Origin of the sequence: Asticcacaulis sp. SL142, from assembly GCF_026625745.1 — a bacterium.
In the GTDB taxonomy this organism is placed as follows: Bacteria; Pseudomonadota; Alphaproteobacteria; order Caulobacterales; family Caulobacteraceae; genus Asticcacaulis.
In genome coordinates this window covers 2,945,145-2,960,099 of sequence record NZ_CP113061.1, presented here as the reverse complement: position 1 = coordinate 2,960,099, position 14,955 = coordinate 2,945,145, and the positions used below count along the sequence as shown (strand labels likewise).

The 14,955-nt window shown below is 57.2% G+C and carries 15 protein-coding genes; 12 read left to right on the top strand and 3 right to left on the bottom strand.

Annotation, left to right across the window (positions count from 1 at the left end):
• The first annotated feature begins 153 nt into the window (after nt 1-153).
• Entirely contained in the window at nt 154-1,656 is a 1,503-nt protein-coding gene (locus OVA03_RS13465; protein WP_267525449.1) for an AMP nucleosidase, read from the top strand.
• A 351-nt stretch (nt 1,657-2,007) separates the two neighbouring features.
• Nucleotides 2,008-3,435 carry an anthranilate synthase component I family protein gene (locus OVA03_RS13460; protein WP_267525447.1) on the top strand — a complete coding sequence of 476 codons (1,428 nt, stop codon included), beginning with the start codon at nt 2,008-2,010 and terminating at the stop codon, nt 3,433-3,435.
• A 9-nt stretch (nt 3,436-3,444) separates the two neighbouring features.
• On the opposite strand, the gene OVA03_RS13455 is transcribed toward OVA03_RS13460, so the two are convergent.
• Genes OVA03_RS13455 through OVA03_RS13445 form a run of 3 tightly spaced genes read right to left on the bottom strand, consistent with a single transcriptional unit; the run spans nt 3,445 to nt 5,010 of the window.
• Nucleotides 3,445-4,017, bottom strand: coding sequence for a TadE/TadG family type IV pilus assembly protein (locus tag OVA03_RS13455; protein ID WP_267525445.1), 573 nt, complete (start codon nt 4,015-4,017; stop codon nt 3,445-3,447).
• Nucleotides 4,017-4,580, bottom strand: coding sequence for a TadE/TadG family type IV pilus assembly protein (locus OVA03_RS13450; protein WP_267525443.1), 564 nt, complete (start codon nt 4,578-4,580; stop codon nt 4,017-4,019). The genes OVA03_RS13455 and OVA03_RS13450 overlap by 1 nt, the downstream gene beginning before the upstream one ends.
• Nucleotides 4,581-4,584: 4 nt before the next feature.
• Nucleotides 4,585-5,010, bottom strand: coding sequence for a pilus assembly protein N-terminal domain-containing protein (locus tag OVA03_RS13445; RefSeq protein WP_267525441.1), 426 nt, complete (start codon nt 5,008-5,010; stop codon nt 4,585-4,587).
• 375 nt (nt 5,011-5,385) lie between these two features.
• On the opposite strand from OVA03_RS13445, the gene OVA03_RS13440 reads away from it, so the two are divergent.
• From OVA03_RS13440 to OVA03_RS13395, 10 genes are all read left to right on the top strand, one after another.
• Nucleotides 5,386-5,586 (top strand): Flp family type IVb pilin, encoded by a 201-nt coding sequence (locus OVA03_RS13440; protein ID WP_267525439.1) that lies wholly within the window; start codon nt 5,386-5,388, stop codon nt 5,584-5,586.
• Between the two features lie 109 nt (nt 5,587-5,695).
• Entirely contained in the window at nt 5,696-5,887 is a 192-nt protein-coding gene (locus OVA03_RS13435; protein WP_267525437.1) for a Flp family type IVb pilin, read from the top strand.
• Between the two features lie 56 nt (nt 5,888-5,943).
• Nucleotides 5,944-6,462 (top strand): A24 family peptidase, encoded by a 519-nt coding sequence (locus OVA03_RS13430; protein WP_267525435.1) that lies wholly within the window; start codon nt 5,944-5,946, stop codon nt 6,460-6,462.
• 312 nt (nt 6,463-6,774) lie between these two features.
• Complete coding sequence (gene cpaB, locus OVA03_RS13425; protein ID WP_267525433.1) at nt 6,775-7,689, top strand: Flp pilus assembly protein CpaB; 915 nt, start codon at nt 6,775-6,777, stop codon at nt 7,687-7,689.
• Complete coding sequence (locus OVA03_RS13420) at nt 7,686-9,116, top strand: type II and III secretion system protein family protein (RefSeq protein ID WP_267525431.1); 1,431 nt, start codon at nt 7,686-7,688, stop codon at nt 9,114-9,116. The genes cpaB and OVA03_RS13420 overlap by 4 nt, the downstream gene beginning before the upstream one ends.
• Before the next feature lie 9 nt (nt 9,117-9,125).
• Nucleotides 9,126-9,779 carry a CpaD family pilus assembly lipoprotein gene (locus tag OVA03_RS13415; RefSeq protein WP_267525429.1) on the top strand — a complete coding sequence of 218 codons (654 nt, stop codon included), beginning with the start codon at nt 9,126-9,128 and terminating at the stop codon, nt 9,777-9,779.
• A 12-nt stretch (nt 9,780-9,791) separates the two neighbouring features.
• Nucleotides 9,792-11,360, top strand: coding sequence for a cellulose synthase operon protein YhjQ/BcsQ (locus OVA03_RS13410; protein WP_267525427.1), 1,569 nt, complete (start codon nt 9,792-9,794; stop codon nt 11,358-11,360).
• A gap of 8 nt (nt 11,361-11,368) precedes the next feature.
• Nucleotides 11,369-12,943, top strand: a complete 1,575-nt coding sequence (locus OVA03_RS13405; RefSeq protein ID WP_267525425.1) for a CpaF family protein — start codon at nt 11,369-11,371, stop codon at nt 12,941-12,943.
• Nucleotides 12,944-12,947: 4 nt separating this feature from the next.
• Nucleotides 12,948-13,925: a type II secretion system F family protein gene (locus tag OVA03_RS13400; protein ID WP_267525423.1), complete on the top strand. Its 978-nt coding sequence runs from the start codon at nt 12,948-12,950 to the stop codon at nt 13,923-13,925.
• Between the two features lie 3 nt (nt 13,926-13,928).
• Nucleotides 13,929-14,897: a type II secretion system F family protein gene (locus OVA03_RS13395; protein WP_267525421.1), complete on the top strand. Its 969-nt coding sequence runs from the start codon at nt 13,929-13,931 to the stop codon at nt 14,895-14,897.
• The last annotated feature ends 58 nt before the right edge of the window (nt 14,898-14,955 follow it).

Genomic DNA, 14,955 nt, shown 5'->3' with positions numbered 1-14,955 from the left:
GCCCACGGGAGAGTGCTATCAGAGCCTATAATACCGCGCCAACGAATTTCCCTCAGAAGCTGCATATTAATAATAATCGCGCCATATGACGGAGACATATTCAGCGTAGCTTAGGCTACTGGTCAAAACTTAAGGCCTGTGATAGGTATCGCCATGACACTGCAAAATATAACACCACACGCAACGGCCCATGACGCCGTAACTCACCTTAAAACCCTGTATCAGACGTCGGTGACGCAGCTTCAGGGCGATCTTCAGGCCTACCTGGCTGATAAGACCAAGCCGAATAAGGCTCTGCGCGCCGAGGGCCGCTATTGCTACCCCAAGCTTATCGTGACCTGGAACGGCGTCGATCAAGACGACGACGAGGACACCCCGGTGCTGGGCCACCGCCATCCGTTCGTCAACCGCGCCTTTGCTCGCTTTTCGCGCCCCGGCGTCTATGCCGGCTCGATCACCCGCCCGGACCTTTATGGCGACTTCATCGAAGAACAGATCGAACTGATGCAAAAGGATTACGACATCACGATCGAAGTCGGGCTGTCGGATCAGGAAATCCCCTACCCCTATGTGCTGGATGGCGCCGACCTTGACCTCAACAGCGTTTCCGCCGTTGATCTGGCGCGCTTTTTTCCGGCGACCGAACTGGCTCTGATCGGCAACGAAGTCGCTGACGGACACGAAGTTCGCAATGCCGATGGTTCACACCCGCTGTCTTTGTTTGACGGCCTGCGGTCCGATTTTTCGCTGGCGCGCCTTAAGCACTACACCGGCACCCCGGCGGAACACACACAGGGCTATATTCTGATGACCAACTATCATCGCTATGTCGATGTGTTCGTCAAATATGCACTGGAGCAGCTTCGGGATCCCGACAGCCCCTACACAGCCTTATCGTGTTGCGGCAATCTGCTGATCACGCGCGATACTGAAAACCCACTGGAACTCATTGCCAACTCCCCGTGGCGTAAACATCAAATGCCGGCCTATCACCTGCTGGCGCCGAACCGTCAGGGCATTACCTTGGTCAATATCGGCGTCGGGCCGTCGAACGCCAAGACCATTACCGACCATCTCGCCGTCACCCGTCCGCAGGCCTGGCTGATGATCGGCCACTGCGGGGGCTTGCGTCCGTCGCAGAGCATTGGCGATTATGTGCTGGCCCATGCCTATCTTCGTGACGATCATGTGCTGGATGATGTGCTGCCGGTCGAAATCCCGATCGCCGCCATTGCCGAAGTTCAGGTCGCTCTGCAACAGGCCTGCGTCGAAGTGACCGGCGAAAACCCCGATCAGCTTAAGCGACGCCTGCGCACCGGCACGGTCGTCACCACCGATGACCGCAACTGGGAACTGAGATATTCGCTAAGCGCCATTCGCTTTTCGCAGTCGCGCGCGGTCGCCATCGACATGGAAAGCGCCACCCTGGCCGCGCAGGGGTATAGGTTCCGTGTGCCCTACGGGACGCTGTTGTGCGTGTCGGATAAGCCGCTGCACGGCGAGCTGAAATTACCCGGTCAGGCTAACCATTTCTATGAACGGGCGATTTCGGAACACATCGACATCGGCATCAAGACGATGGATATCCTGCGTGATGCCGGATCGCGGCTGCACTCGCGTAAGCTTCGCGCGTTTGACGAACCGCCGTTTAGGTGATGCTCGCAAAAAAGTTTTGCCGCTTTGCGTCAAATACTGTTTTTGCGTAATTTTAGAAAAGACAAATTTGATCGAAGAACCGCTGCTAAGCTCAGCTTTCGAGATCAAATTTGACCTTATAGTTCCATGAAAAATGTATTCGGCGCAAAGCGGCGAAACTTTTTCATGAGTTTCAAAAAATATGCGCCCAAAATCGGCTATGATTTGGGCGCACACAAGGATCAATGGACCTCCATCCATAGGCTTAAGGACCGATACGACAATACCAAGAGAGGGCAGTTGCGGACAGGGGCTTTAACCTAGTATTAGTGTGATCCTTCAAATGCTTATAATCGAATCAAGTTGTTGTGAATGTCGGCTTTTGCCACGCCCCTGACCCACCTGCATGTGATCCGGCTGCCGTTCGTGGCGCCGGAGACTTTGTTTGAGGCGTGGTTTGAAACCGACCATAGTGTGGGCCTGATTTCCGATGGCGGCCCGCAGGGGCGGTGGTCATATCTTGGCTGCTATCCTGACGGCGTGACTACGCTGGAGTTTGAGGACGATACCGACCCGAAAACGCTTCTGAAACAAGCCATTGCGCCGTTTAAAGCGGCTCCCCAACCCGCCCATATCAGCGGTGATGCCGTCACCGACCTGCCACCCTTTACCGGCGGGGTGATCGCGCTGGCGTCATTCGAGATGGGGATGCGCTTCGAAGCCCTTAAAAAACGCCCGTTCCGTGTCGAAGGGCGTAAGGCCTGGCCCGAACTGCATATCCTGCGCTATCCGGCGGTGCTGGCGTTTGATCACAGGACGCGCACGCTTTTGTCATTGGGCCGTGGGCGGGACGACTATGCCGCCCGCAATGCCGCCGATACGATGCGTAAGGCCTTTAACGCCGCGCTTAAGCATCCGGCGACCGGCCTGATCCGCAACGGCCCGCTGGTTTGTGCCCCGCTGACGCTTGAAACGGCCGACGAAGTGCACGAAGGCAAGGTCGCCTCGCTCATTCAGCAAATCCACGCCGGCGACCTGTTTCAGGCCAATCTGGCCCGCGGCTGGCAAGGGACGCTGAAAGATGATGTCACTCTGGGCCGGGTGTTGCGTGATCTTAATCGGGCAGGGCCTGCGCCCTTCGGGGCGGCACTGCGTCTCAAAGGCCGCGCCATCATTTCCAACAGCCCGGAACGGTTCATAAGTTTAAGCCCCGACGGCCATCTGGAGACCCGGCCCATCAAGGGTACACGTCCGCGCGGGGCCACCCCCGCCGCCGATAAGACCTTAAGTGACGCCTTGCTGAAAAGCCCCAAGGACCGGGCCGAAAATCTGATGATCGTTGACCTGATGCGCCATGACTTGTCCAAGGTCAGCGAGGTCGGATCGGTCAAGGTGACCGCACTTAATGCCTTAGAGACCTACCCCAGCGTTCATCATCTGGTCTCGACCGTGACGGGGCAGCTTTCACCCGGTCTTGATGCCGCCGATGTCATCTGCGCCACCTTCCCGCCGGGCTCGATTTCCGGCGCGCCCAAGGTGCAGGCGCTTAAGGTCATTCAGGAATTAGAGGCCCCGCGCGGGCCTTATTGCGGGTCGCTGATGGTCATCGATGCCGAGGGCGGCATGGACTCCAGCGTGCTGATCCGCACCATAGCGCTTGAAAAAGACGACCACAGTGTCTGGCATTTGCGGGTGTGTGCGGGCGGCGGCATCGTCGCCGACAGCGACCCGCATGATGAGCGGATCGAGACGGAGACCAAGCTTAAACTGATCCGGTCGGTGCTTGAGGGCACGACCTGACAGAGAGCCCTAAGACGTTTTTCTCACCACCACGCTGCCGTTGCGGGGGTGGTGGTAAAAGGTATCCGTAAACTGGGTTTGCGCCGGCAAAAAGCTGTGCAGCGGCGAGTCGTAGTCATACTCGACCTCAGTCACGATCAGGCTCTGCCCCACCGGAAGCTGAGCCGTGGTAATCGCCGCCACGACGGGCGAGTCATTGGTGTTTTTTTCGGTCCAGACATGCGGATCACTCCAGATGACCTTGGCCTTATTGTCGGTCTTATCCATGGTTACGCAGGTCACGCGCACCCTTAAGGCACTGCCGCCGTCAAACGGGGCGATGATGCGGTCGCCAATTTCAAACAGATCAGTCATATTGGCATTGGTCAGGCTTTCTGACTGCGCCGCCAGATCACCGATTGAAGCCGCCAGGTGCGACGCCTTACGGGCCGCCATCATCCCCATCGTCAGTTCCGCCATACCCAGATAAAGCGTAATCAGGATCGGCGCGATCAGCGCAAATTCCACCGCCGATACACCCCGCCGGTCTTTGGCGAACCGGCGCAGTGTATTTAGCGGATTAAGTGCGCGTAAAATACCCATCAGAACGGCTCATTTCTAAAGACGACCTGGGTGGTCAAAACCGCGTCCCCGTTCGACAAGGTCGACATGCCGGCACTCAGGATCGGCGTGATCAGGCTGTAGGAATAATAGGCGCTGACCAGTTGGATCTGGCTGGACCCACCCAGATCGTAGCTGAAATTGGCTTCCTCAAACTCCCCCTCCTCGATCGGCGGGGTCAGGTCAACCATCGCGAAATTGTCGAAGGTTTCGACATCGATCTGAAGGTCTTCCATGCAGGTGGCCGCCGCGACCCAGCCCATATTGTCGCAGATTTGCTGACGAAAGCTGGTGGCATCGGAATTCTCGCCGGTTAGTATACCCATACGGATTTCACGCGCTGCCGACTGAGTGGCATTATCCAGCATCACGCTAACGATAATAAATAGCGCCAGTTCCAGACAGCCGAAAATCAGCAGGATCAGCGGCCCGGCGATCAGGGCAAATTCGACCGCCGCACTGCCTTTGCGGTCGCGCAGTCCCGCACGCGCCCGTACCCGCGCCGCTGTCAGCCATGATCTGTAACGCCGCACTACTGCAAACATGGGTTTATGGGACCGAGGCCACTTCGGTGGAGCTCACCACGCCTGACATATCGTCCTGGGTCTGGCAGGTGGCGGCGCAAACGACCGATGACGATTTCAAGCCCTTATAGACGGTAACGACGCCCTTGGCGTTTGAGGCCTGAGCCACGACGACATCGCCGTCAAAGATCACCCGGCCATACTTATCGGTGATGGTGACGCCTGAGCGTCCAAAGCTGCGCCCGACGATGAATATAGTGCGCGTATCGACCACGGTGACATCGGCGATATCGGGATTGCCGACAATGACATTGCCCGCGGGCGCCGATAAGGCGATGCGGGTGGCATGGTTCTTTTCGATCTGAAGCTTTTGCGCCGCCTGCACCGGAGCCGCCGCCATAAGGGCGCAGACACCAAACACAGATAGGGCCGCTTTAAGTTTACGGGTCATATAAGACTCCATTCTGGTCTCAAAAAGGCCCCCCTTCGGGTGGGCGCGTGATGTGATAATAGCCCGAACCCCTAAGCGTCCGGTTTAGAAAAAGGGTAAACAAAAAATATTTAAAAATACTAAATGTAATATTAACACGAAAAATACGATTTAATTCATGCGTAAACATGTTTAATGGAAATTAAGATTAATAGATCTTCATAGTAAACACCTGTTAACTATAGAAAATTTTGCAAAAATCTTATTTATTTACTCGCAATTAATCACGCTGCGCTAAATTCAATCTCGTGTTCGGGAGACATTGACCCATTTACAGGGCCCCGAAACAAGTAAATGGATCAACAACTCCAAATCTAACCTTTAAGGAACTTCCTCATGATCAAGTTTGTAAAGTCTTTCGCCAAGAACGAATCCGGCGCTACAGCCATTGAATATGGTCTGATCGCTGCCCTTATCGCCGTAGCCCTGATCACGGTTCTGGGCACAATGAGCACTAAGCTTCAAGATACGTTCCAAAGCGTAGAAGACGCTCTGCCAGGCAACGAAGCCGCTGCACCTGAAACTCCGGCCACCTAATAGCGACTACATCTATAGTTGGTGGGGCCGCAGATACGCAGGTGTCTGCGGCCTTTGCTTTATAGGCGTGTGCGGCGCACTCCTGCTTTCAATTGACAGAGAAGGCCTCATGATCACTAAATTCACTCGTGATGATCGCGGTGCAACAGCCATAGAATATGGACTAATAGCGGCAATAATTGCTTTAGGGATATTCACGGCAATTGGTGCCGTAATTAATAAATCGAATGGTATTTTTTCTTTCATTTCAGACTCGCTTCCAGTCGAAACAAGTGAAACGCCCGAAAACCCGCCATCTTAAGTAAATCTTCAACGGATAGATATATCAACTGATCCGTAATTTCTGAGAAGCCCCTTATGAACTCGATGATGATCGCTGGTATTGTCTTTCTCCTTATCTTTCCGGCCTGCCTGATCTGGGCGGCGATCAGCGATCTGCGCACCATGACCATTTCCAACCGCCTGTGCCTTATTCTGGCCGGCGGTTTTTATCCGGCCGCCTTGTTGCTGGGTCTGAGCCCGGTTATGATCGGCCTTCATACCTTACTGGCGTTTATCGTGCTTTTGGCGGGTATGGGCATGTTCGCGGCCGGATGGATGGGCGGCGGCGACGCCAAGCTGATGACGGCGGCCAGTTTATGGCTGGGCCTGAGTGCCGCCCTGCCGTTCGTGTTCTATGTCGCCCTGATGGGCGGGGCACTGACCTTGGTTTTCCTGATCCTGCGCAAGCTGTTTAAACGCCACACCGACACCATGTCCGGATGGCAGCAGCGCCTGATGACCGATAAGGGCGGCATACCTTATGGGGTCGCGATCTTTGCGGGGGCCCTTATGGCCGCCCCCAGCGGCGCGTTATTCAAACTGGCGGGGCTGTAATCCTCCTCCCCATATTATGGGAAGGTGGCAGCCTGTTAAGGCTGACGGAGGGGTATATGGCCGTCCGTACCCCTCCGTGTCGTAAACTCGACACCTCCCCACGCGTGGGGAGGAGAGGCTCCCCCGCAACAGGGGAGGTTCTTAAGATACAGCCGAAAAACACCATCAAATTAAGAAATTAACGTATCGCCGTCTTTCTTTAGGCAGACGTTAACCAACCTTAAGACATGGTCAATCTGAATTGATTCACCTGTGCGCCATAGCTCGGTCCACAGCCCAAGGGGAACTAAGGGCAAACTAGGGATAGACTTCATGAAGGCATCACGCATCGTCGTGTTCGGGGTGGCTGCGATTGCAGCCCTACTGCTGGCCTTTGTCGTGCGCGGACTGGTCGCCGGTAAGGGCTCGAAAGCTGCCTCGGCTCAGGTCGCGGTCGCCGCTGTGCAGGTGCCGACCGTCAAGGTTCTGGTCGCCGCCCGCGATCTCAAGCCCGGTGAACGTCTGGCCGAAGCCGACCTGACCTGGATGGAATGGCCCGAGGCCTCATTGACGCCCGCCTATGTCACTGATGGCCACGTCACCACGCCCTTGCCGCCCGAAGAAGAAACCAAGGTCGAGGCCAAGGTTAAAACCGCCGCTAAAAAAGCCGGTGACGCCGCCGAAAAGGCCCTCGCCCCCACGGCAGGCATGGAAGCTTACCTCAACGGCGTCGTGCGCGAAGAGATCACCAAGAACGAGCCGATCACCGACCGCAAAATCGTGCGCGCCGACGAAGGCGGCTTCATGGCGGTTATGCTGGAATCCGGTAAGCGCGCCATGGCGGTGCCGATTTCGGCTGAAAATGCCGCGGCGGGCTTTGTGCTGCCGGGCGACCGCGTTGACATCATGGTCAGCCGCGAAATCCAGCGCCCTAACGGCGGCGGCAACCTGCAGGTGGTTGAGCCGGTCCTGCGCAATATCAAGGTTCTGGCCATCGATCAGAACCTTCAGGCGGCTGCCGATCAGCAAACCGTCATCGGTGCTACCGCCACACTGGAGCTTAGCCCCGAAGATGGTCAGGCTCTGGCTCTGGCCCGCTCTCAGGGGTCTTTGTCGTTGATGCTGCGCTCATATGCTGATGCCGGGGGTGCCAGCGGGCGGGTAAATTCTCAGGAAACGCAGATGGCCACCAACACCGTGCGCGTCTTCCGCAACGGTCAGGCATCGGAGGTCTCAGTCGCCCGATGAATAAGTTGAAACCCTTCACGATTACCGCTTTCATGGCCGCCGCAGCTCTCGTCTGCGCCGGTCATTCGGCGTCTGCCCAATCGGGCCTTGGGGTCACGACCCAGAGCGGCAACGTCAAATCTCAGGTACTCAACCTACCCAAGGGCCGCTCGGCCATTGTCGATCTGCCGGTCGAAGCGCGCGATGTGTTCGTGTCCAACCCCGCCGTGGCTGATGCCGTGCTGAAAACGCCTAAGCGCATTTTCGTGCTGGGCGTGGCACCCGGTCAGTCTGACGCCATCTTCTTTGACGGTCTGGGCCGTCAGATCCTCAACCTCAATATCCGCGTCGATGCGCCGACCGATCAGTTGAGCGACACGATTTCGCGCTTGTTCCCCGGCGCTAAGGTCGAGGCCCAGAGCCTTAATGGCAAGATTCTGTTGTCCGGTCTGGTGTCCAGCAATGGTGAGGCCGAACAGATACAGCGTCTGGCCGCCTCCTTCGTGACCAAGCCCGAAGACGTGATTAATATGCTGTCCATCCGCGGGCAGGATCAGGTGATGCTTAAGGTGCGCGTGGCCGAAGTCCAGCGCTCAACCATCAAACAATTGGGCTTTGATACCAATGCCATTATCGGACGGCTGGGTGGCGATAATTTCACCTTCTCTAACAGCCCCGGTTACAGCATCAACGGCACCTTATCGGGCGGCGCGGCGGGCAACTATGTCAAGACCGATCCCAATACCACGGGCTTGAGCGGCGTCGATGCTACTATCGAAGCGTTCGAACGCGTCGGCCTGTTGCGCACCCTGGCCGAACCGAACCTGACCGCCGTATCGGGCGAAGCCGCCAAGTTTTTGGCCGGTGGTGAATTCCCTGTGCCAACCGGTCAGGACAATCAGGGCCGCGTGTCAGTTGAGTTCAAGCCTTTCGGTGTGGGCTTAGGCTTCACGCCGGTCGTGCTGTCCAGCGGCCGCATTTCGCTTAAACTGTCGACCGAAGTGTCTGAACTGTCCGCCAACGGATCGATCTCAATCACCGATACCTTAAGTGTGCCCGCTATCTCCGTGCGCCGGGTTGAGACCAGTGTTGAAATGGCCTCCGGGTCTTCGCTGATGATCGCGGGCCTCCTACAATCGGAATATCGCCAGGCGATTGATGCCCTGCCCGGCATGACCACCCTGCCGGTCATCGGGACCCTGTTCCGGTCGCGCGACTTTCTGAACCGTGAAACCGAACTGGTTGTGATTGTAACGCCTTATCTGGTGTCCCCGACCCAGCCTGATTCCCTGCAAACCCCGGCCGATAATCTTCAGGCTGCCCACGACCTGTCCACCGCCTTTATCGGCAATATGAACAAGGTCATCAAGGATCGCGGTGGCCATCCGCAATCGTCTGCCCCTTCCGGTGCCGCCTATCAGGCGCCGGTTGGCTATGTGATCGAGTAGGAGATCAGGATGAAAACCCTATCACTCCCGGCGATTATTCTTGGTGCCATCACCCTCACCGCCTGCGCCAGTGATGGGCAGCCGACTGCAGTGGCCCCGCTTTTGCCAACCTCACAATACAGCTTAGACGCCGAAGCCCGCGAAGAGGCGCCGGTGCATTTGCGCTTTTCGGTGGATCGCCTGTCGATCAATCAGATGACCGCACTCGATAAGCTGAGCACGCGCGCGGCGGCGACCGACATCATCATCACCACCGGCCCGCGCCCCACGTCGGAAGGCTATGGCCGACTGGTCACTGATTATCTGGTGGCACAGGGCGTCGATCCGCGCTCAGTCAGCTACCGCACCGTGACGGAACATCCCGCCGATATCGTCTCGCTGACGCTGGTCAGCTACCGCGCCCGTAACCTTGACTGCAACCGGTCGTGGGAGAACCTGTCGCGCACGGCCAGCAACACCCCACACAGCAATTTCGGCTGCGCCGTCACGGCTAATATGGCAGCTCAGATTGCTGACCCGCGCGATATCGCTACACCGGTCGCCACGACACCTGCCGATGCGGGCCGTAAGACCACCGTCATCGATAAATACCGTAAGGGCGAAGTCACTTCCTCTGCCGATAATGCCGCCGCCGCTTCGGCCATTTCCGACGCGGTCAAGTAAGGTAAGTCAATCATGTCTGTGAAACCCCAGTCTGTCAGCTATATAAAACCCGACAGCCGCATAAAAGACCCCTTCGACGATGATGCCTTTGGCGGCGTCAGCGGCACGCCCGATCCGTTCGGCAGCTTTGACGAAAGCCTGACCCTGCAAGCGGGGGCGACATCGCATTATGCTTTCGACGAATCCTATGACGGCGATCTTGATCTGATTACGCCTGACCGCCCGGTTGAACTGGCCCCCCAAGCCTTATCCCGCGTTGAGAGCACTACCCGCAATGGCATTGTTGATCCGTTTGCAGACGAATCCCTGATGCCACTGAAATCTCAGGCACAACCGGCAGCCTACACCGCGGCGGCGATCAATCCGTTCATGGATGATGACGATTACGACACCGTATCGATCCCGCGCATCGGCATCCATTTCTTTCTGGAATCTGACGACAGCGCTCAGGTGTGCGAGACCGTATCCGCTGACCGCCGCATGACCCGCGCCCAGTGTATGGTGCGCCAGGGTGGGGTTGCCGAAGCCATCCATACCTATGGCGATCAACCGACCCCGTCGCTAATCATCGTCGAAAGCCATTCGCGTGGCCGCGACCTGATGAACGAACTGACCGATCTGGCTCAGGTTTGTGATGCCGGCACCAAAGTCGTGGTTATCGGCGCCCACAACGACATCCAGCTTTACCGCGAACTCATGCGTCAGGGCGTCAGCGAATATATGGTGGCACCGGTACAGCCGCTGCAAGTCATCAAGGCCATCGCGTCACTGTTTACCGATCCTGATACCCCGTTTATCGGACGCGCGATTGCCTTTGTCGGTGCACGCGGCGGGGCCGGATCATCGTCACTGGCCCACAATTTTGCCTACAACCTGTCGGAAAGCCTTCAGGCCAACACGGTCATTGTCGATTACGACCTACCCTTTGGCACCGCCGGTCTCGATTTCAATCAGGACCCGTTGCAGGGCATGGCCGATGCGCTCAATGAGCCCGACCGCCTCGATTCGGTGCTGCTCGACCGGATGCTGACCAAGTGCGGAGAGCGCCTGTCACTGTTTTCCGCCCCTGCGTCGCTCGATCAGGACTATACTGCCGGCGAAGACGCCTATGAGGACGTGACCCGTAAAATCCGCTCATCCGCCCCCTATATTGTCATGGATCTGCCCCATGTCTGGACGCCGTGGCTTAAGAAAAACCTGATTACGGCTGACGATGTGGTCATTGTGGCGACACCCGATCTGGCGTCACTGCGCAATGCCAAGAACATTGTCGACCTCCTGAAAACCTACCGCCCCAATGACGCCGCCCCTAAGCTGGTGCTCAATCAGACCGACATGCCGGGCCGTCCGGAAATTCCGGTTAAGGATTTCACCGCCGCCATTGGCCTGACGCCTTCCGCCGTGATTCCCTTTGATGCCAAGCTGTTCGGTCAGGCCTCCAACAACGGTCAGATGATTGCCGAATGTGCCCCGACCTCAAAAGTGCATGAGGCCATGACCCAGTTGACGGCGATGCTTACCGGCCGCCAGGTCGAGGTCAAAGCCCCGAAGTCCCTTTTCGCCAAGCTGTTCAGGAAGTGAGCCTTTAAGTGTTCGGAAAGCGTCCCGGCGACCAGGTAAAGACCGGCTTCGGCAGCAAGCCCACACCCTCGGCGGCAGGCGCCCCCGTGGCTGTGGCCGAGCCCAAGCCTGCGCCGGAACCTGCGGCCACACGCACCCAAGCTTTGGGCGGAAAACCCTCTGTGGAAAAAGCCACAGCGCCCGAAAAGCCTGTTCGCAAGCCGGACGCGGCACCTGAAAAACGTGAAACCGTCCCCGCGACCGCTAAACTCGCGCAAGGCCTTGATCAACTGCATAAGGCGCAGGCGGTCACCGAGATCGTGCGTGAACAATCCGATTACTATCACGCCACCAAGACGGCCATTTTCAACGCCCTACTTAATACAATTGACCTGAGCCAACTGGCACAGTTGGATCATAAGGCCGCCGCCGAAGAAATCCGCGATATCGTTGCCGAACTGGTCGCCATCAAAAATGTGTCCATGTCGGTGTCCGAGCAGGACAACCTGATTCAGGACATCATCAACGATGTTCTGGGTTACGGGCCGCTGGAGCCACTTCTGGCGCGTGATGATATCGCCGATATTATGGTCAACGGCGCCCAGCGTGTGTTCATTGAAGTCGGCGGTAAGGTGCAACTGACCAATGTCCGTTTCCGCGACAACCAGCAACTGATGAACATCTGCCAGCGGATCGTCTCTCAGGTCGGTCGCCGCGTTGATGAATCCTCGCCCATCTGTGACGCCCGCCTGCCGGACGGGTCGCGGGTTAACGTCATCGCGCCACCGCTGGCGCTCGATGGCCCGACGCTGACCATTCGTAAGTTCAAAAAAGACAAGCTGACCATGCGCAATCTGGTGGAGTTCAAATCCATCAGTCCCGAAGGCGCGCGCGTTTTGGGCGTCATTGGCGCCTCGCGCTGTAATATCCTCATTTCCGGTGGTACGGGTTCGGGCAAGACCACCCTGCTTAACACGCTGACGGCGTTCATCGATCCGACCGAGCGGGTCGTGACCTGCGAAGACGCCGCCGAACTGCAACTCCAGCAACCGCACGTCGTGCGCCTTGAAACCCGCCCGCCCAATCTTGAGGGTCAGGGCATGATTTCGATGCGCGACCTCGTTAAAAACTGTCTGCGGATGCGGCCTGAGCGCATTATCGTCGGCGAAGTCCGTGGCCCCGAAGCGTTCGATTTGCTGCAGGCCATGAACACCGGTCACGACGGATCGATGGGCACGCTGCACGCCAACTCACCTCGGGAAGCGATTTCGCGGCTGGAATCGATGATCACCATGGGCGGCTACGGCCTGCCGTCGCGTACCATCCGCGAAATGATCGTCGGCTCGATTGATATTATTGTGCAGGCCGCCCGTCTGCGTGACGGCTCACGCCGGATCACCCATGTCACCGAAGTCTTAGGCCTCGAAGGCGATGTCATCATCACCCAGGATTTGTTTGTCTATGAGATCGAAGGCGAGGACAAGGACGGCAAGATCATAGGCCGCCACCGCTCCACTGGCATCGGTCGCCCGCGCTTCTGGGACCGCGCCCGCTATTACGGCCTTGAGCGCGAACTCGCTGAAGCTTTGGACGCGGCGGAGTAATCCCATGTTGATGACCCTGCTCATCGCCTTTCTAAGCTTCATCATTCTGGCCAGCCTGGGTTATGTGTTGACGGCGGACGGCGATGGTTCTCAGGTTGCCGCCAAACGCGCACAGGCGATTGCCGCCGCTGACCCGACCCGTGCCAAGCGCCAGAAAAGCCAGAACCGCACGCCCGAAGAACGCCGCAAGCAGATTATGCTGCAACTTAAAGAGTCAGAGCGCAAAGAACGTAAGGCCCGCCTGACCCTGACCGCCCGTATGACCCATGCCGGTATTACGCCGAACCTGACGCGGTTCTGGATCATTAGTGGCGTATTAGGAGTGGTATGCGCGGTCGGTGTATTTCTGCTGAAACCCAATGCCTTGGTGGCCTTGGGTGCGGGCTTTGCCGCCGGCTACGGTCTGCCACGCTGGGTACTCGGATTTATGGCCGGCGGTCGTCAGAAAAAGTTCACCCGTGATTTCCCGGACGCCCTCGACATTCTGACGCGCGGCATCAAATCGGGCCTGCCCATTCACGATTCGATCAAGGTGATCGCCCGCGAAGGGGCCGCCCCTCTGGGTCCTGAGTTTCAGCGACTGGTCGATAATATCGGTGGCGGCCGCACCATTATCGAAGCGCTCGATATCATGTATGAGCGTATTCCGACGGCGGAGCTTAAGTTCTTCACCATTGTTCTGGCCATCCAGCAAAAGACCGGCGGCAATCTGGCCGAAGCGCTCAACAATCTGTCGTCCGTCCTGCGCGCCCGTAAGATGATGCGCGAAAAGGTTAAGGCCCTGTCATCCGAAGCCATTGCCTCGGCCGCGATCATCGGCTCTTTGCCGCCGGGGGTGGCGGTCATGATCTTCCTGTCGAAGCCTGACTATATTCGTATCATGTTCACTGATCCGCGCGGCCAGATGATGCTGGCGGCGGGTGTGGTGTGGATGCTGCTCGGCATTTTGTCGATGCGCAAGATGATTAACTTCAAGATGTAAATCATGACCGAATTTGCCGCCCTCATAATGGAACCAGGCAACCTGATCGCGATCGGGGTGGCGGTGCTTGTGTTCTTTACGTGCCTGACCATCGGCAAGAGCCTGATTACCGGTCAGGAACTAGATAAGCGGATGAAGGCCGTCGCCCATCGCCGCGACGAACTGCGTCGCCAGTCGCGCCTGAATATAAACAAGGACTCTGGTCTGCGCCAACGGGATGAGGGGCTCTACAAACAAATTGTGGAACGGCTGAACCTCAAAACCCTGCTGGAAGACCCAAAGGTGGTCGATAGTTTGGCTATGGCCGGGTTTCGTGGCCCACGCCCGATTTCGACCTTTTACTTCTTCCGCTTTGTCATGCCGTTTGTACTGGCGGCAACCGCGGCGCTTTATGTGCTGGTGATCAATCCGGGCACGCTTCAACCAAACATTAAGCTTTTGATTATCGTCGGCGCACTGGTCGCCGGCTATTATGCGCCAAATATTTATATCCAGAATCTGGCCTCAAAGCGCCGGGATTCGATTGTGGCGGCCTTTCCCGATGCGCTCGATTTGCTGCTGATCAGCGTCGAGGCCGGTATGTCCGTCGAAAGCGCTATTCAGAAAGTGTCTCAGGAAATCGGCGCAAGTTCAATCGAGTTGGCCGAAGAATTATCCCTGCTGGTGGCAGAACTATCCTACCTGCCAGAACGGCGTATGGCCTATGAAGGCCTATCACGCCGCACCAATCATCCCGGTGTCAAATCGGTATGTACGGCTATGATTCAGGCTGAGAAATTCGGCACCCCTCTGGGGTCGGCTTTGCGGGTCATGGCCAAGGAAAACCGCGAGATGCGCATGTCGGCCGCGGAAAAAAAGGCCGCTGCCCTGCCTGCGCAGTTGACCGTACCTATGATCGTGTTCTTCCTGCCGGTGCTGTTTCTGGTGATCCTCGGCCCGATCGCACTCAAAATCATAGATATGAAGAAATGATCCCATCTCAAAGTTTATGGCCCTTCGGGCCAAAATACTTTGAGATGGGTCAATAACG

Coding starts and splice junctions, on each gene's coding strand:
- OVA03_RS13465 (WP_267525449.1), top strand. CDS start 154: ATGACACTGCAAAATATAACACCACACGCAACGGCCCATGACGCCGTA.
- OVA03_RS13460 (WP_267525447.1), top strand. CDS start 2,008: ATGTCGGCTTTTGCCACGCCCCTGACCCACCTGCATGTGATCCGGCTG.
- OVA03_RS13455 (WP_267525445.1), bottom strand. CDS start 4,017: ATGGGTATTTTACGCGCACTTAATCCGCTAAATACACTGCGCCGGTTC.
- OVA03_RS13450 (WP_267525443.1), bottom strand. CDS start 4,580: ATGTTTGCAGTAGTGCGGCGTTACAGATCATGGCTGACAGCGGCGCGG.
- OVA03_RS13445 (WP_267525441.1), bottom strand. CDS start 5,010: ATGACCCGTAAACTTAAAGCGGCCCTATCTGTGTTTGGTGTCTGCGCC.
- OVA03_RS13440 (WP_267525439.1), top strand. CDS start 5,386: ATGATCAAGTTTGTAAAGTCTTTCGCCAAGAACGAATCCGGCGCTACA.
- OVA03_RS13435 (WP_267525437.1), top strand. CDS start 5,696: ATGATCACTAAATTCACTCGTGATGATCGCGGTGCAACAGCCATAGAA.
- OVA03_RS13430 (WP_267525435.1), top strand. CDS start 5,944: ATGAACTCGATGATGATCGCTGGTATTGTCTTTCTCCTTATCTTTCCG.
- cpaB (WP_267525433.1), top strand. CDS start 6,775: ATGAAGGCATCACGCATCGTCGTGTTCGGGGTGGCTGCGATTGCAGCC.
- OVA03_RS13420 (WP_267525431.1), top strand. CDS start 7,686: ATGAATAAGTTGAAACCCTTCACGATTACCGCTTTCATGGCCGCCGCA.
- OVA03_RS13415 (WP_267525429.1), top strand. CDS start 9,126: ATGAAAACCCTATCACTCCCGGCGATTATTCTTGGTGCCATCACCCTC.
- OVA03_RS13410 (WP_267525427.1), top strand. CDS start 9,792: ATGTCTGTGAAACCCCAGTCTGTCAGCTATATAAAACCCGACAGCCGC.
- OVA03_RS13400 (WP_267525423.1), top strand. CDS start 12,948: ATGTTGATGACCCTGCTCATCGCCTTTCTAAGCTTCATCATTCTGGCC.
- OVA03_RS13395 (WP_267525421.1), top strand. CDS start 13,929: ATGACCGAATTTGCCGCCCTCATAATGGAACCAGGCAACCTGATCGCG.